Source organism: Aminobacter aminovorans, from assembly GCF_900445235.1.
GTDB classification, from domain to species: Bacteria; Pseudomonadota; Alphaproteobacteria; order Rhizobiales; family Rhizobiaceae; genus Aminobacter; species Aminobacter aminovorans.
Window position 1 is genome coordinate 404,673 of sequence record NZ_UFSM01000002.1, and the last position, 15,754, is coordinate 420,426.

The window sequence follows — 15,754 nt, forward strand, 5'->3', positions numbered from 1 at the left end:
ACATCTCTTTGCCTGAGCAGCACGAAATGGCTCTCGGAAGCGACTGAGAACACGAGGATCAAAGGGCGATCGACGGCACGCAACTCATCATCCCGGATCGAAGGATGTGCCTCGCAAACAGGAAGCGGGCGGTTCCATAATTCCTGTTACGCGGCAAATTTGTATTGGCGCAAAGTTAAAATGTCTTGATTCTGCAAAGTAGGAATGTCGCCCTGCTCGTTGAGCGGGAGGCAGCGGAATGTGACTGATAGTGATGAGCGAACGTGAGCTGCAACGGATCGAGGTGCTGTCGAAGGTTGTTGAGCGGCGCATGACGACTGTCTCGGCCGCGCATGTCCCTTAACTGACGACGCGCCAGGTGCAGCGACTTTTGAAGACGTTTCAGGCTGGCGGCGCCGCGGCACTCCGGCACTTTGCGCCCGAGCGGACATTCCAATCTGGCTGCCTCGATTGTTTCGATGCTAGTTGCGTTGGAGGTATCGCCGCCTGCCGGCAACAGCTTTGCCGGGCACCAAGGTGAAAGGCGCTTGCCCCGGTCTAGGCAAGCGCCCTGTAGTATGCGTGAAGCGCTTTGTTCAGTTTGGCGTGCGGTGACGCGGGTAAGCACCGTTATCCGGTGCATTGGCAAAGCTCTGCAGGGTCTGCCCGCCGTCCAGGAGCCAGTCGACGCCAGTGATGTGTCGCGCTTCGTCCGATGCCAGAAAGGCGACGGCTGCTGCGACGTCCTCGGGCTGGCCGATGCGGCGCAGCGGGATGCGGTCGGCAAAGCGCCGGATTCCGGCTGTATAGGCCGCGCGGTCATTGGCCGGTACGCCAAGGGTGGTTTCAATGACGCCGGGACAGATGGCGTTGACGCGGATGCCGTAGGCGGCGGCGTCAAGGGCTGCGACGCGGGTGAGACCGACAACCCCATGCTTGGTCGAGGCGTAACCGGCGCCGCCCGAAAGCACGTCCCATCCGGCCATCGACGAACCCATGTTGACGATCGAACCTTCGATGCCGGCGGAGATCATCACCTTGAGCGAGGCCTGCAGCACCAGGAACATACTGCGCAGATTGATGCGCACGATGCGGTCCCAGTCCTCGACGGGCAGTTCGTGGACGAGCGCGACCTTGCCGGAAATGCCGGCATTATTGAACACCGCATCGAGCCGGCCGAAGGCTTCTACCGTCCTGGCGACGGCATCGTTTGCCGCTGCCTCATCGGAAACATCAGCTGTGATGGCGATGGCCTTGTCGCCGAATGCCGAAGCGACATGTGTCGCACGTTCAGCATCAAGGTCGACGATCGAAACACGTGCGCCCTCATCGATGAAACGGCGCACCGCCGCACTGCCGATGGCGCCGCCACCGCCGGTGACCAGAACGACCTTGCCTTCGAAACGCATCATTTTCGCCTCCTGTCTTTACTTGCCGTAGCCGCGCCAGGAACGACGCGGCGCAAAGCCAAGCGTTTCCAGCGCATGGGTATTGTCGATGACCGCATCATGGCCCGAAAGCGGCCGCTTCAGCGGCGATGCCGGGAAGGCGCGCTTGACCAAAGCGTCCGTCGCCTCCTCCGAATAGGTGTCGGCAGCACTGAGGAAGGTGCGCAGATGGCCCTCGCCCTGCCAAGCCAGTGCCTTGATGAATGCATCGGCAGCGTCGCGCGCGTCGAGATAGCTCCACAGGTCGCGCGCCGATTCGGCGAGATTGCGGCGCGGGCCAACGGCGTCGAAGAAGCTTTCCGGCGTCTGGATCCATGGCATGCGTAGGCTGACTGCCGAAAACGTACGCCGGCGCACGGCAGCCTCGACGATCTCTTCGCCGAGCCATTTCGATAGGCCATAAGCATCCTGCGCGCCGATCGGATGGTTTTCGTCGATCGGCAGATAGGCCGGATCGACGAAGTTTTCGGCGAAAGGATAGCCGAGCACGCTAAAGGATGAGGCGTAGATGAAGCGCCTTGCCTTCGAAAGCGCGGCAGCTTCAACGACATTGTAAGCCATCGCCATATTGGTCTTGAACACTTCTGCCGGTGCCTTGCCGAGCGGGCGCGGGATTGCGGCGATATGGACGACGGCGTCGCATTCGCGGATCAACTGAAGCGTCAGTCCGAGATCGGCAAGATCGGCACTGATATGAGCCCAATTGGCTTCGGCGGGAGCGACAGCGTCGATGCCGAGAACGTCATGGCCGGCGGTCACACAGGCTGAGGCGACATGGCGACCAAGCAGGCCACTCGATCCGGTAACGACGATTTTCATCTCAGGCTCCTGTTGTCGATCACGCGCGGCCACACAGCAAAATATCGTTGATGGTCAAACAATCGGACACCGCAAACCGGCCGGCTTGTCAATGCCTTTCTTGCAGTGGTGGATAAGCGTCTGTCGTGGCCACAAGCCGGATGGCAAGGCAACCGAGTCCGCCATATTGTGACAAGCTGCAGCTCAAGGATTGACTTGGAAGTCGTCACGGTTTTTTGTATGACCACCAACAATCGGCAATTCGCTGAGGAGGTAGGGTCATGCCACTGGACAGCTTTTCGTCTCATCGCCAGGACGCCGGGATCAAGATCGATCCGGCGCATGTGGCGGTCATCGTCGTCGACATGATCAACGACTTCTGCAAGCCGGGCGGTGCCATGGTGCTGCCGGGATACGAGGCGCTTGTTGGCCCACAGCTCAGCGTTATCGAGGCAGCACGCGCCGCCGGGGCACCGGTGGTCTGGGTCCATGACGCGCATCGCCGCGACATGCGCCGCGACCGCGAATGGCTGAAACGCGCGCCGCATTGCGTTGAAGGCACCTGGGGTACGGAGATCATCGACGATCTTGGCGCTCGCAACGACGAGATCCACGTCATCAAGCGGCGCTACTCGTCATTCTTCCAGACTGATCTCGACATGACGCTGAAGGATATGTTGGTCGAACAGATCGTCGTCTTCGGCGTGGTCACCAATATCTGTGTGCGTTCGACAGTGCATGACGCGTTCTTCAACGGCTACGAGGTTGTGGTACCGGCGGACTGCTGCGCTGCCACCGGGCCTCGCGAGCAGGAAAGCACGCTCTATGACATCTCGACCCATTTCGGCGTCGTCAGCGATGCCGAAAACGTGGTGAGGGCGCTACGCGAAGGTGCATTCATTGAGAACGTAAATATCGCCGCATAGTCCGTCGGTCGGCGAAGTCTCAGGTTTCAAGCCAGGAGTTGGAAGCGCCGTGACAACCCTCGACGGAGTCCAGAAATACAAGCGCAAGACGGCAGATGCGGGCGACGTTCCGTTGAGCCGCGAAGAGATAATGACCCGATATACCAAGACCGGCTACGACCTAGACGTTCATCCCGCCCACGTCGTGCGCCGCGCCCATCAGCGCGCCACGCTGTGCTTCCAGCAGGTGATGGCAGGCGAGGATCTGTCGCCGACACAGTTTGCGGCACTCGCCACTACCTTGCGCCATGGCGAGGTTTCGCAAAATCATCTCGGCCGTCTTACGGCGATGGACCCCTCCACAATCAGCCTGGTGGTACGCAAGCTCTTGAAGCAAGGGCTGATCAAGCGCAGTGCCTCCGACACCGACCAGCGCCTGTCGATAATCACGCTGACCGAAGAAGGCACGCGCTACACGCTCGACCGGCTGGAGCGCAGCGTCGAAGTCGGCCAGAAGCTGCTTTCGCCGCTTTCGCCCGCCGAGCAGGCGACATTGCTGCGCCTGCTCCAGCGCATCAGCGGCGACGAGCCGGGCAGCGCCGAAGGCAAATGACAGGCTGACCTAGCACCTCTTGCACCAGATCATTCTCCGATGCGACCGATTGCCGGCCCCTGGGCCGGATCGACCGCCTCATGCTCCAAACAGACGCAAGGAACGCCATCGATGTCGCCTGATCCGCAAACCAAATCTGCCGCTACTGACAAGCTCGTCATCCGCAATATTGGCCTGATGCTGAGCGGCGATCTTGCCCAGCCGATCCTCGATGCAGACACCATCATTGTTGCCAATGGCCGCATCTCCGCGGTCGGAAAGGCTGATGATCTCGATAACGGCGGCGCAACCCGCATCATCGACGCGCAGGGCTGCGTCGTCACGCCCGGCCTCATCGACAACCACGTTCACCCGGTTGCCGGCGACTGGACGCCGCGCCAGAACCAGATTGGCTGGATCGATTCGACGCTGCATGGCGGCGTCACCACCATGATTTCAGCCGGCGAGGCGCATTATCCGGGGCGGCCGCGCGACATCGTCGGCGTCAAGGCGCTGGGCATCGCTGCGCAGCGGACCTTTGCCAATTTCCGCCCGAGCGGGATGAAAATCATCGCCGGGGCGCCAGTACTCGAACCCGGCATGACCGAGAACGATTTTCGCGAACTGGCAGAAGCCGGCGTAACGCTGATCGGCGAAGTCGGCCTCGGTGGCGTCAAGGACGGCCCTACCGGTCGCCAGATGATCGCATGGGCGCGCAAATACGGCATGACCTCGATGACCCACACCGGCGGGCCGTCGATCCCCGGTTCGGGCCGTATCGGCGCCGATGTCGTGCTCGAAGTCGACGCCGACGTGGTGGCGCATATCAATGGTGGCCCAACGGCGCTGCCCGACGACGAAATCCGCCGCATCTGCGAGGAGAGCACGCGCGCCCTCGAGATCGTCCACAACGGCAATCTGCGCACCGGCCTGTTCGTGCTCGGCATCGCCAAGGAGCGCAACATCCTCGACCGCGTCATCCTCGGCACCGACGGTCCGGCCGGTTCCGGTGTGCAGCCGCTCGGCATCCTCAGGACCATCTGCCACCTCGCTTCGCTCGGCGACGTTCCGACCGAAGTCGCCTTCTGCTTCGCTACCGGCAATACGGCGCGCGTGCGCAATCTCGACGACCGCGGCGTCATCGAGGCCGGCCGGGCCGCCGACCTGGTGTTCATGGATCAGGCCGCCGGCGGCATCGGCAAGGATTTCCTGGACAGCCTGGCGCTTGGCAATCTGCCCGGCATCGGCATGATCATGGTCGACGGTATCGTGCGCACGGCGCGCAGCCGCAACACGCCGCCGGCGATCCGGGTGCCGGAGGTCATGGCGACCTGATCCACGCACGGTCCCAAAGAAAAAGGCGGCCCTGGAGCCGCCTTTTTCTTGGGTTGCGATAAACTTCAGTTTACGCCGTCCTTGCCCACGATCTGGTCTCTGGTCAGTCCGCCGACGCGCGGGTGGGGACGTCCCGAGTCGGTGACGGCAATCGCCACCACGATCTCGTCGTCGCGCGGTGCGTCGGGAATGCGCACTTCCATGCCGTCGAAATGGCTGCGGACCTTGGCCGCGTCCTTGTGGCCCAATGGAATGTCGAGCGGAATGCCGAGGCCGCCACGCTTCTTGGACGAAGGGATCAGCGCCGCACCCTTGCCGAGAATGTCGCGGAAAGGGGCGCCGAGCTTGGGGTGGAGGATCGCCGCTGCGTGCTCCAACTCGCCATCGGCGCCGACGGCTGCTGCCTTGCCGAAGCTCTCGACCTGCTCGCCCGTAATGCCGAGTGCAGCCACAGCACGGCGCGGCAGGATGTCGCCTAGCTCGGCACCGATGTCGCTGAGTGCTGTGAGGTCGTCGACGAAGGTTCCGACATAGGGATTGCGGATGACAGCGACCGCAGCGGCACGGCGCGTCGGAGGGCTGACCGGCTTGTCGCCCTCGGTCCGCGTCTCTTCGACGATGGTGATGATTCGCCGTATTTCCACGCTCATCGCAGGCCGTCCTCGCCCTTGATGTCCTTGGCGTCCAGGCCGCCGACTCGGGCATGCACGCGCGAACCGGTGGTCATCGCAAGGATGAGCACCAGTTCGTTGTTGCGCGGCGCGTCGTTGATGCCGACTTCGATAGCATCAAAGTGGCTCCGCACGTAGGAGGCGTTGACATGGGTGACCGGGATGTCGATGCGCACGCCGGGGCCGCCGACCTTCTTGCTCGACGGCACGATGGCCTTGGCGTCACCCAGAAGCTCCCGCATCGCGTAGCCGCCGGGGTTATGCCACAGCGCGCCATGCTCAAGCTCACCGCCGCCGCCAACGATTGCGCCCTTGCCGTAGCCCTCGATGGTTGCGGCATCTCCGCCGAGGGCAGCGAGCAGCTTGGTGGCCATCTCGAGGCCGAGCGGCCTCAGGTCCTCCATGAAGGGCTGGATGTCCTCGACATACTTGCCGGCATAGGGATTGGCGACGACGGCCATGACTGTCCCGCGCTTGACGGGCTGGGTACGGACCGGCCCGCCCTCATGAAAAATCTCTTCGACCTGCACGATAAACTTCCTGACGACTACGTCCGGCATCGGATGCTCCACATTTCTGGCGGGCTAAAACTTGTTAGAGTATCAACAATTATCCTTCCGGCATTTTTGTCAAGCCGGATGCGTAAAACCGCCGCCGCGTCGATTGTTCACAGCGACTTCGAGCGTTCGCTGGCCGATTGACAGTTTGTAGGACCACCCATAAAGTCATATGACCACCAACAAGTTTTGGGCATCGAGGATGGACCCGGCGGCTGGTGCCAGAGCTTCAATTTGGGGAGTTGAGATGAAGAACATGTTCCGTAAATGCATTATCGCCGGTGCGACCCTTGCGGCCTCGATCGGCTCGGGCTCAGCCCAGGACAAGGTGTCCGTCGCGGCGATCTCAGGTTATTTCGCGCAAGGTTTCGGCATCTCGATCGTCGACGGCCTGAACAAGGCAAAAGGCGAGTTCGGCATCGACCTGAAGCTGGTCGACACCGGCAACCGAGCACTCGACTATGAAGAGCAGTTCGCCAACCTCGCCAAGGACGGTCAGTACGACCTGATCTTCGTCATGGGCTGGGAACTCGTTGATGCGCTGACCAAGGCCAGCGAGGCCTATCCGAACCAGCGTTTCGTGTTCATCGACGGCGTCCTCGATTCGAAGAAGATCATCTATGCCAACTTCGCCGAGGAGCAGGGCTCGTTCATCGCCGGCGCGCTTGCCGGCATGATCGAAAACCAGGGCAGCGCCTTCGACAAGATCGGCGATGGCAAGGCCATCGGTTTTGTCGGCGGCCGCGACATCCCCGTCATCCGCAACTTCCTCGGCGGTTACGAGCAGGGCTCGAAATATGCCGCGCCTGACGTGAAAGTGAACTCGGTCTTCGCCGGCACCTTCGACGATCCGGCCAAGGGTAGCGAACTGGCGCTGGCGCTCTACGGCCAGGGCGCCGACATCGTCTACAACGTCGCCGGCCCGACGGGCGAAGGCGTCATGCAGGCGAGCGCTGGGGCCGACAAATACTCGATCGGCGTCGACATCGACATGTGCAGCTCGGCCCCTGGCAACGTGCTTGCCTCGATGCTGAAGCGCGGCGACGTCGCCGTCTACAGCCTGATCAAGAACGAGGTCGAGGGCAACAAGGTGGTCGCCGGCAGCACCCACACCTTCGATCTGGCCTCGGGTGGCGTCGAAGTGAAGGTCTGCGACGACATCGCACCCTCCATCCCGGCCGACGTGACCGCCAAGCTCGACGAAATCAAGAAGGGCATCGCCGACGGTTCGATCAAGGTCGACCGCGCCAAGTAAGGCGCGGCCTGCACGGAAGTCGGTTCTGCCGGCTTCCGGCATCATTTCGTCCAGGACTAGGTAGAGATGTGTCCGTCCCGGTTTGCGGGACGGATAGATCTGAAGCTGCGAGGCTATGTTGTCGACCACGTCGCCAGCCATGACGGCACCAGAGGCAGGACCTGCCGAAACCGCCGTCGAATTGATCGGTATCACCAAGCGTTTCGGTGCATTCGTTGCCAATGAGGACGTCAATCTCATCGTCAAACGCGGCGAGATCCACGCCATCATTGGTGAAAACGGCGCCGGCAAGACGACGTTGATGAACATCCTTTTCGGGTTGCTGCAGCCCGACCAAGGCACGATCCGTTTGAACGGTCAGGACATGGTGGTCGGCGATCCCGCCACCGCAATCTCAGCCGGCCTCGGCATGGTACACCAGCACTTCAAGCTTGTGCCGTCGTTGTCAGTTGCCGACAATGTTTTCCTTGGCATGGAAATCCGCCGCAACGGCTTGATCGACCATACGGCCCAGATCGAAAAGACCCGCGAACTGTCCGAACGTTTCGGTCTCAAGGTCGACCCTGAGGAGCGCGTTTCGCTGCTCTCCGTCGGCATCGAGCAGCGAATCGAAATACTGAAAGTTCTGGCGCGCGGGGCGCGCACCATCATCCTCGACGAGCCGACCGCAGTGCTGACGCCGCAGGAAAGCCGCGAGCTGTTCCAGACGCTGCGTGGCTTCGTTGCTGGCGGCATGACCGTCATCTTCATCTCGCATCATCTCGAGGAGGTGATCGAGGTTTCAGACACGGTTACCGTGCTGCGCCATGGCAAGCATGTCGCGACGGGCCCTACGTCCGAGCTGACCAAGGCTGACATGGTGCGCATGATGGTTGGCCGCGATGTCAGCTTCGATCGCCGCCCGCGTGAAAAGTCGGATGGCAAGGTGGTGCTCGACGTCAAGAACCTGTGGGCACGCGACGACCGCCGCCTTCCGGCTTTGCGTGATGCAAGCTTCACCGTACGATCAGGCGAGGTCGTGGGCATTGCCGGTGTCGCCGGCAACGGCCAGACCGAGCTTGCCGAAGTGCTGGCCGGTTTGCGTCCCGCCAGCCATGGCTCGGCGATGCTCAAGGGCCGTGATCTAACCGTTCTTTCGACGTCTGAAATTCGCGAAGCCGGTCTTGCCCACGTACCTGGCGACCGGCTGGTGCGGGGCGTCGACGGCAATGCTTCTATCTCGTCCAATCTTCTGATGGGGCGCCAGGACAAAGCGCCGTGGAGCCGCAAAGGCATCCTCGATTGGCGTGCAGCGGCCACCCAGACCGTCGAGATGATCAAACGTTTCGACATCCGCGCCCGTGGGCCCGAAGACACCGTCAAGCGGCTGTCCGGCGGCAACATCCAGAAGGTCGTTCTGGCGCGCGAATTCACCAATGAGGCCGACTTCCTGCTGATCGATCAGCCAACGCGCGGCGTCGACATCGGTGCGCAGGAATCCATTCACGACGAGATCATGCGCCAGCGTGCCGCTGGCCGCGCGGTGCTCGTCATTTCGGTGCAGCTCGACGAACTGCTCACCCTGGCCGACCGCATCCTTGTGATGTTCAACGGCCGGATCATGGGTGAAGTCGAAGGTGGCAGCGCCGACAGCGAAAGGATCGGCATGATGATGGCAGGTCTCGAACCGAAAAACGTTTCAGACGAGGTGGCGTCGTGAACGACAAGTTGCGTGCGTTCTCCGGCCAGCTGGTCGCCGTCCTGATCGCACTCGCCATGGGCGCGGTGATCATCATGCTCATCGATGAAAGCCCCATCAAGGTGTTTATGACCCTGATGCGCGGAGCCTTCGGCGACCAGGCAAAGATCGCCGGCACATTGCTGCAGACCACGCCGATCCTGATCTGCGGTATCGCCGCCTGCATCGGACTGCGCGGTGGCATGTTCAATGTCGGCATCGAGGGACAATTGTTTCTCGGTGGCTTTGCTGCCGCCTGGGTCGGTTTCGCCATGCCGCTGCCGCCCGGCCTGCATGTCGTGGTCGCCATGGCGGTTGCCGTGATCGCGGGCGCGGCCTGGGTTTCGATCCCGGCTTTCTTCCGCACGCGCTACGGCACAAACGAGGTCGTCTCGACGATCCTGTCCAACTACGTCGCGGTGCTGCTGACCTCCTACCTCACCATCTTCCTGTTCAAGCGTCCCGGCGGTTGGTCGGAGACCCCACCAATCCTGGCGAGCGCCTATCTGCCAGAGCTGTTTGCCTTCTCGCGGCTCAACTGGGGCCTGATCATCGGCCTGGTGCTGGCGCTCTTCGTTGCCTGGTTCTTCCGTTCGACGGCCAAAGGCTATTCGATCTCGATGGTTGGCTCGGCGCCGAAATTCGCCGAATATGGCGGCATCGACGTCAAGCGCCAGGGTTTCCTGGTGCTGCTGGCATCGGGTGCGGTCGGCGGCCTGGCCGGCGGCATCGAAACGCTTGGCGTGCATCACCGCTTCATGGAAGGTTTCGCCCCTGGCTTCGGCTTCGACGGCCTGATCGCGGCCTTGCTCGCCAATGGTTCGCCGATCGGCACCATCGTGACGGCGCTGTTTTTCGGCGCGCTGCGCAACGGTTCGCTGCTGCTTGAGACCGATACCAACGCCTCGCGCGAAATCATCACCGTGATCCAGGCGCTGATCATCCTGAGCGTCTCGGCCCAGGTTCTGATGAAGCGTCGCGGTGACAGCACGGCAGGAGAGCGCCGATGGAAATTCTGAGCCTTTTCAACGTCGCTCTGCTCGTTGCCACCTTGCGGATGACGGCCCCTATCCTGCTCGTCGCTCTAGGCGGCTCGTTCACCACCAAGGCCGGCATCTTCAACATCGGCCTCGAAGGCCAGATGCTGGTCGGCGCCTTCTTTGCCGTGTTGGGTTCGATCTGGTCGGGCTCAGCCCTGGTCGGCGTCGCTTGTGGTGTCGCGGCGGCATTGGTGTTCGCGCTCGCGTTCGCCGTCCTGGTCGTCAGCTTCCGGGCCAATGAAGTGGTCGTGGGCCTGGCGCTCAACATCCTGGCCGGAGGCATGACGATTTCGCTGATGAAGGCGATCTTCGGTACCCGCGGCTCGATCGTCGGCAAGGGCATCGTCGGCCTGCCCAAGGTGCAGATACCCGGCGCCCGCGATATCCTCGGCTCATGGGCGCCTCTGATCAACGGCTTCACGCCGATGGTTTACGTCGCCTTCATCGCCGTGCCGCTGCTGGTGCTGTTTTACAAACGCACGCGCCTTGGCCTCTACATCCGCGTCGTTGGCGAAAAACCCGAGGCTGCAGAGGCGCTCGGCATTTCGATCACGCGCGTTCGCTATATCGCCTCGCTGCTGTGCGGCCTGCTCGCCGGCCTTGCCGGCGCGCACCTTTCGCTTGGCTACATCACCATGTTCACCGAAAACATGTCTTCGGGTCGTGGCTTCATGGCTGTGGCCATCCTGATCTTCTCCAACGGCAACCCGTTGAAGGTGCTGGCGGGCTGCCTGCTGTTTGGTTTCGCCGACGCGTTTTCGCTCAGGCTCCAGACCTTCGGCTTCCCGTCCTACCTGATCCTGGCGGTGCCTTATCTGGTGGCGCTGACGGCACTGTTTGCGCTGTCTTACCGCAGCCGTCCGAAGATCATCCGCGAAACACTGGAGAGCATGCGCAAGCTGCTCTCGGTCGACAACAGGCCGGCCGAGTCCGGCAAGTAACCTCTCACGCTGAAGGGCTTTACCAAGGAATGGAACGTATTATTCTCGACGTGGATTCAGCTGGCGACGATATTCTCGCCGTGCTGTTTGCCGCGGCCAACCCCAATGTCAAGCTGGAGGCCGTGACGACCTGCACCGGTGCGGCTGGCCCCATCGAGCAGGTCACAAATGTCGTCCTCAACACGCTGTCGCTTGCTGGCCGCGACGACATTCCTGTCTATGCCGGCGCCTGGCGCCCGATCGTCGGCCATTCCAAGGCGGCCATGGAAGCGCCGGTGCATTTCGAAAAGACGCTCACCGCGCGCTTCGGTGACCGGCTGAAGAAATTCAACCCGCCCGCGCCCGAGCCGAAGCGCAAGGCGACGCCGGGTCACGCCGTCGATTTCATCATCGATACGGTGATATCCAATCCAGGCGAGATCACGCTGGTCACCACCGGCCCGCTGACCAATGCGGCGATGGCCTTCCTGCAGGAGCCGCGGCTCGCGGCCGCGCTCAAGCGCCTGATCGTGCTTGGCGGTACCTTCACCACGCCGGGCAACATCACCCCGGTGACCGAATACAACATCTGGGCCGACCCGGAGGCGTCGCGCATCGTGCTCAATGCCGAGGTCGACAAGATCCTCGTGCCGCTCGACATCTGCGAGGACAACCGCGTTGCCACCTCGATGCTCACGCGCGACGACATCGCCGACATGCAGGCGAAGGCCGAGGATAATCCCGTCCTCGACATGATCGCCGAGGTGTTTCCGATCTACATCGACATCTGGCGCGAGTTCTTTGGCCTCGTCGGCTTCCCACTCGACGACGTCATCACAGTGGCGCTTGCCTTCGACCCCGAACTTGCATCGCTGACCGAGCCACTGTTCGTCGACGTGCTGATCGATGGCAGCGTTTCGCGCGGCCAGACGGTCGCCTATCGCGGCTTCCAGATCCTGCCTGGCGGCGGCCCCAAAACCACCCGCATCGGCACCGACCTCGAAGGTCGCCGTTTCCTCGAAATGTTCAAAGCAACCATCGCGCGCTACGACCGGGCGGCAGAGTGACATCATGACAGCCACACCCATTCTCTTCGACTGCGATCCCGGCCACGACGACGCCATCGCCCTGGTCATGGCGCATCGCTCGCCTGCCATCGAGCTGCTCGGCGTCACCACCACCTGCGGCAATGCCGAGCTGGAGAAGACGACGACCAACGCCCTGCGCATTCTTGAATACATCGGCGCCGGCGGGGTGCCTGTCGCGGCCGGCTGCCACCGCCCGCTGGCGCGACCGCTGGTGCTTGGCACTGCCGATGGCCCGAGTGGCCTCGAGGGCTCGCCCTACCTGCCGCAGGCCACCATCAAGCCGGTCGACCAGCATGCCGTTGACTTCCTCGCCGAGAAGCTTCTGGCCGCGTCCGAGCCGCTGCTCGTCGTCGCCACCGGTCCACTCTGCAATATCGGCCTGCTGATCCTCAAGCACCCTGAAGTGCTGCCCAAGATCAAGGAGCTGATCTGGATGGGCGGCGTGTTCTACCGCAAGAGCGAGATCATAACGCCGACCGAGTTCAACGCCTTCTGCGACCCCGAGGCGCTGAAGATCGTGCTCGATTCCGGCGTGCCGATCCTGATGGTCGGCCTCGACGTCACCATGCAGGTGCTGGTCGAGGAAGCGCAGTATGCCGAGCTGGCTACGATCGACACGCCGCTCGGCAGGCTCGTTAACGATTGGCTGCTGTTCTACGAGAAGCTTCACCGCAACTCGATGGGCGTCGGTGGCGCCATGCACGACCCGTTGGCCTTGGCGCTGGCGATCGATCCAACACTGGTCAAGACCCGTCCGGCCCACATTGCCGTGGACCTTACTGGCACCCATACCTTCGGCGCGACGGTTGCCGATTTCTGGGGCGAGCGTGGCGAAAAAGACAACGCCAGGATCGCCTACGAAGTCGATGCCGACCGTTTCTTCAAGCTGATGTTCGATCTCCTCCGGGATTGAGCGCAGCGCCCAGACGTTGAAGGTGGGCGGCGGCACTACCTGGCACCAGCCGCCGCCCGTAATTTCATCGCTCCAGATCGTTGAACTTGAGCATTTTGCTTTCCGACAATCGAATACGGTTGTCGGGCCATCGGTGCTAGCCGCGATGCAAGCGCAAGCGACAGGCCGGCGTCTTGCCGAAATCGCAAGTCTTGAGCGGCAACCTCGGCTACTGGTGCGGGGCCTGCGCAAGATTGCCCGCCGGCGTCCAGTCGACCTCTCGTAAATTCGCCAACCCATGAACGTCTTGTTTGAAACCTGAACCTCACTTGGTACCACCGCTTCGCCAAGTGAGGAGATTGCGGACAGGCAGCGTACGAGCGCTGAACAGCTCCCGCCGGCAGGGCGTTGCCTACCAGAGTGAATTCTCCAGTTTGGAACAGGCGATGGAGTTGGCCTTTTCCGGCGGCAGGTGCTTGAAGAAATTCAAGTTGGTAACGCAGATCTCTCCATTGGCAATGGCAATGCTCGCGGGTGCGCCGAGCGGCGCCTCGAGCGGATTGCCGAGCTGCTGGCGTTTCTTGCCGTCGGCACTGACCTTCCAGATCTCGCTGCGCGTCGTCTCTGTCAGGTAGAAGTTGCCGTCAGTGTCGAGTTCCAACCCGTCCATGTTGTCGTAACCGAAGGCCAGCATTTCAGCCGGTCCAGCGCTGCCGTCGTCCTTGACGGGCACCTTGACGAGCATCGGGATGCCGCCGGTGACGCCGTAGAGGGTCTTGGCATCGGCCGACAGAGTGATGCCATTCACCCCGACCGGATAGCCGCTCAGCGACTTGTCACCAGGACTGAACAGCGGATCCTTCGACCAGATTTCGGCGGACTTCGCTTCCGGGTCGATCTTCCAGATCGCCTGGAGGCTGAGGTCCGAGAGGTAGATCTTGCCATCCGGCGCCATCACCGGATCGTCGGGAAAGCAAAACGGGTAGCCATCGGCGCGTGTCACCACCGGCTCTACTTTGCCTGTCGAAATGGTAACCTTGTACAGGCCAGACTTGGTGACTGTGGAATCGCCGCAAGCTTCGACGGAAAGATTGGCCTTGGCCGGCCACGGGAAGCCCTTGGAATATTCCGAGAAGGCGACGTAAAGCGTATCTTTGCGATCCCATTCGAGACCGACCGTGCTGCCCTTGGCATCACCGATGACACTTCGCAGATCGGCAATCTTGGTAGCCTTGCCGTCCTTTGCCACCCGCATGACAAGGCCGGAGTGGAAAAGACTGACATAGAGGCCACCATCCTTATCGGCGACCAGCCCTTCGGGCGCGTCATCGAATTGTGCAAGAATTCGCCATTCGGCAGCAGCGGCCGGGTTAACAACTGGCAATAAAGAAAACGCTAGTAACGCACCAAACCTGAGCATTTGCCTCTCCCATCGACAGGTTTTCCGTATGCCTATTCAGGGTTGGCAACTGCGACTTCGGAAACATCGTCTGATCGGACTATGCTTTGAAAACCCGTTGGAGACGCGTGGTCAGGAGTTGTTACCCGACCAGGCTGGCAAACCTCCAGACCGGATCGACGGCACGACTGACGGCGAATTGGTGAAGCTTCTCGGCCACCTGCGTGACTGCTGCGGAATGCATTCGGTACCGATTGACGGCAAGCGCCCATGTCACGTCGAAACCCTGGATCGTCGCCATCGTCACTTTGTCGTCACGCCGGTGTTCGTAGATCGACGAGTAGGGAAGCATCGTGAAGCCGACGCCGGCCCGCGCCAGTTCGTAGCAAAGCGAAACGGATTCGACGTCAACGACGGTATTGATGCTGAGATTGCCTGAGCCCAGCTTCTGCTCGAGATAGCGACGAATGGGATTGCCGGCCTCGGGCAAGACCAGCCTGTGCTGGACGGCGAACTCGGCGGTGACCGGTTCGTCGACCGACAGCCCCTTGTCCGCCGATCCAACCAGCATCATCGGCTCTCGGATCAGCGGCGTGAGCTTGAAGCGCTGTGTCCGGGGCTGCAAGGCGGTGATCGCGACATCCAGCGTTCGCCGCTGCATCCAGATCTCCAGCGCGTTTGAAACGATCTCGGATACGTGCAGCGAGTAGTGAGGATGCTCCCTCACCGTCGCCTCGATGAAGGGTATCGCAAGCAGCCTGTTCAATGAGGATGGCAACGCCAGGGCGACCGAATTCGAGCTTTCCTGGACGATCTCCTTCTTGATCAATTCGGCTTCGCGCAGCAATTGCGGCGCCCTGCCGGCCAGCACCATGCCTGCCTCGGTGAGGCGGGTCCCGGTCGTATCTCGGCGAAAGAGTGCTGAGCCGATCTCGCCTTCAAGAAGGGCTATTTTCCGGGACAGCGACGGTTGTGAAAGATTCAGGTCGGCTGCCGCCCTGTTCATACTACCGAACTCAGCGACGCGCAGGAAACACTCGACAAGTTTCAGGTCCATCTTGGCACCGTTATGCAGGAATCGTTGAAGCGGTATAGACATTCTAGCGATAGTGGAGGACCGGCCAGTGCGATAGCCTCAAATCATCTGAGGAGCCGTGC

The 15,754-nt window shown here is 61.7% G+C and carries 15 protein-coding genes and 1 pseudogene; 10 read left to right on the forward strand and 6 right to left on the reverse strand.

Annotated features, from left to right (window positions below):
- Positions 1–253 precede the first annotated feature (253 nt).
- A pseudogene (locus DY201_RS29660) lies at positions 254–418 on the forward strand (helix-turn-helix domain-containing protein); the annotation flags it as partial.
- A 157-nt stretch (positions 419–575) separates the two neighbouring features.
- Here the strand turns inward: DY201_RS29660 and DY201_RS26490 are convergent.
- Both DY201_RS26490 and DY201_RS26495 read right to left on the reverse strand, forming a co-directional pair.
- The gene (locus DY201_RS26490) at positions 576–1,391 is read right to left on the reverse strand and encodes an SDR family NAD(P)-dependent oxidoreductase (RefSeq protein WP_115734286.1); all 816 of its coding nucleotides are present in this window, start codon (positions 1,389–1,391) and stop codon (positions 576–578) included.
- Between the two features lie 15 nt (positions 1,392–1,406).
- Complete coding sequence (locus tag DY201_RS26495) at positions 1,407–2,246, reverse strand: NAD-dependent epimerase/dehydratase family protein (protein WP_115734287.1); 840 nt, start codon at positions 2,244–2,246, stop codon at positions 1,407–1,409.
- A gap of 260 nt (positions 2,247–2,506) precedes the next feature.
- On the opposite strand from DY201_RS26495, the gene DY201_RS26500 reads away from it, so the two are divergent.
- The 3 genes from DY201_RS26500 to DY201_RS26510 all read left to right on the forward strand — a co-directional run bounded on the left by DY201_RS26500 (position 2,507) and on the right by DY201_RS26510 (position 5,057).
- A complete protein-coding gene (locus DY201_RS26500; protein WP_115734288.1) occupies positions 2,507–3,151 on the forward strand; it encodes a cysteine hydrolase family protein in 645 nt (214 codons plus the stop codon).
- Between the two features lie 49 nt (positions 3,152–3,200).
- The gene (locus DY201_RS26505) at positions 3,201–3,743 is read left to right on the forward strand and encodes a MarR family winged helix-turn-helix transcriptional regulator (protein WP_245432180.1); all 543 of its coding nucleotides are present in this window, start codon (positions 3,201–3,203) and stop codon (positions 3,741–3,743) included.
- A gap of 111 nt (positions 3,744–3,854) precedes the next feature.
- Positions 3,855–5,057 (forward strand): amidohydrolase family protein, encoded by a 1,203-nt coding sequence (locus DY201_RS26510; protein ID WP_115734289.1) that lies wholly within the window; start codon positions 3,855–3,857, stop codon positions 5,055–5,057.
- A 65-nt stretch (positions 5,058–5,122) separates the two neighbouring features.
- Here DY201_RS26510 and DY201_RS26515 read toward each other — a convergent pair whose 3' ends face one another.
- Both DY201_RS26515 and DY201_RS26520 read right to left on the reverse strand, forming a co-directional pair.
- Entirely contained in the window at positions 5,123–5,707 is a 585-nt protein-coding gene (locus DY201_RS26515) for an amino acid synthesis family protein (protein ID WP_115734290.1), read from the reverse strand.
- Positions 5,704–6,288, reverse strand: coding sequence for an amino acid synthesis family protein (locus tag DY201_RS26520; RefSeq protein WP_115734291.1), 585 nt, complete (start codon positions 6,286–6,288; stop codon positions 5,704–5,706). Before DY201_RS26520 ends, DY201_RS26515 begins: the two co-directional genes overlap by 4 nt.
- A 244-nt stretch (positions 6,289–6,532) precedes the next feature.
- On the opposite strand from DY201_RS26520, the gene DY201_RS26525 reads away from it, so the two are divergent.
- From DY201_RS26525 to DY201_RS26550, 6 genes are all read left to right on the forward strand, one after another.
- Positions 6,533–7,540, forward strand: a complete 1,008-nt coding sequence (locus tag DY201_RS26525) for a BMP family lipoprotein (RefSeq protein ID WP_115734292.1) — start codon at positions 6,533–6,535, stop codon at positions 7,538–7,540.
- A gap of 139 nt (positions 7,541–7,679) precedes the next feature.
- A complete protein-coding gene (locus DY201_RS26530) occupies positions 7,680–9,239 on the forward strand; it encodes an ABC transporter ATP-binding protein (RefSeq protein ID WP_115734340.1) in 1,560 nt (519 codons plus the stop codon).
- Positions 9,236–10,276: an ABC transporter permease gene (locus DY201_RS26535; RefSeq protein WP_115734293.1), complete on the forward strand. Its 1,041-nt coding sequence runs from the start codon at positions 9,236–9,238 to the stop codon at positions 10,274–10,276. Before DY201_RS26530 ends, DY201_RS26535 begins: the two co-directional genes overlap by 4 nt.
- Positions 10,264–11,238 (forward strand): ABC transporter permease, encoded by a 975-nt coding sequence (locus tag DY201_RS26540; protein WP_115734294.1) that lies wholly within the window; start codon positions 10,264–10,266, stop codon positions 11,236–11,238. The genes DY201_RS26535 and DY201_RS26540 overlap by 13 nt, the downstream gene beginning before the upstream one ends.
- Before the next feature lie 29 nt (positions 11,239–11,267).
- Positions 11,268–12,284: a nucleoside hydrolase gene (locus DY201_RS26545; RefSeq protein WP_115734295.1), complete on the forward strand. Its 1,017-nt coding sequence runs from the start codon at positions 11,268–11,270 to the stop codon at positions 12,282–12,284.
- A 4-nt stretch (positions 12,285–12,288) separates the two neighbouring features.
- Complete coding sequence (locus DY201_RS26550; protein WP_165915998.1) at positions 12,289–13,218, forward strand: nucleoside hydrolase; 930 nt, start codon at positions 12,289–12,291, stop codon at positions 13,216–13,218.
- A 391-nt stretch (positions 13,219–13,609) separates the two neighbouring features.
- Here the strand turns inward: DY201_RS26550 and DY201_RS26555 are convergent, their stop codons facing one another.
- Both DY201_RS26555 and DY201_RS26560 read right to left on the reverse strand, forming a co-directional pair.
- Positions 13,610–14,581: an SMP-30/gluconolactonase/LRE family protein gene (locus tag DY201_RS26555; RefSeq protein ID WP_165915997.1), complete on the reverse strand. Its 972-nt coding sequence runs from the start codon at positions 14,579–14,581 to the stop codon at positions 13,610–13,612.
- Positions 14,582–14,738: 157 nt separating this feature from the next.
- Positions 14,739–15,653: a LysR family transcriptional regulator gene (locus DY201_RS26560; RefSeq protein WP_165915996.1), complete on the reverse strand. Its 915-nt coding sequence runs from the start codon at positions 15,651–15,653 to the stop codon at positions 14,739–14,741.
- Between the last annotated feature and the right edge of the window lie 101 nt (positions 15,654–15,754).

Coding starts and splice junctions, on each gene's coding strand:
- DY201_RS26525 (WP_115734292.1), top strand. CDS start 6,533: ATGAAGAACATGTTCCGTAAATGCATTATCGCCGGTGCGACCCTTGCG.
- DY201_RS26550 (WP_165915998.1), top strand. CDS start 12,289: ATGACAGCCACACCCATTCTCTTCGACTGCGATCCCGGCCACGACGAC.
- DY201_RS26490 (WP_115734286.1), bottom strand. CDS start 1,391: ATGATGCGTTTCGAAGGCAAGGTCGTTCTGGTCACCGGCGGTGGCGGC.
- DY201_RS26560 (WP_165915996.1), bottom strand. CDS start 15,653: ATGGACCTGAAACTTGTCGAGTGTTTCCTGCGCGTCGCTGAGTTCGGT.
- DY201_RS26545 (WP_115734295.1), top strand. CDS start 11,268: ATGGAACGTATTATTCTCGACGTGGATTCAGCTGGCGACGATATTCTC.
- DY201_RS26520 (WP_115734291.1), bottom strand. CDS start 6,288: ATGCCGGACGTAGTCGTCAGGAAGTTTATCGTGCAGGTCGAAGAGATT.
- DY201_RS26500 (WP_115734288.1), top strand. CDS start 2,507: ATGCCACTGGACAGCTTTTCGTCTCATCGCCAGGACGCCGGGATCAAG.
- DY201_RS26515 (WP_115734290.1), bottom strand. CDS start 5,707: ATGAGCGTGGAAATACGGCGAATCATCACCATCGTCGAAGAGACGCGG.
- DY201_RS26540 (WP_115734294.1), top strand. CDS start 10,264: ATGGAAATTCTGAGCCTTTTCAACGTCGCTCTGCTCGTTGCCACCTTG.
- DY201_RS26510 (WP_115734289.1), top strand. CDS start 3,855: ATGTCGCCTGATCCGCAAACCAAATCTGCCGCTACTGACAAGCTCGTC.
- DY201_RS26495 (WP_115734287.1), bottom strand. CDS start 2,246: ATGAAAATCGTCGTTACCGGATCGAGTGGCCTGCTTGGTCGCCATGTC.
- DY201_RS26530 (WP_115734340.1), top strand. CDS start 7,680: ATGACGGCACCAGAGGCAGGACCTGCCGAAACCGCCGTCGAATTGATC.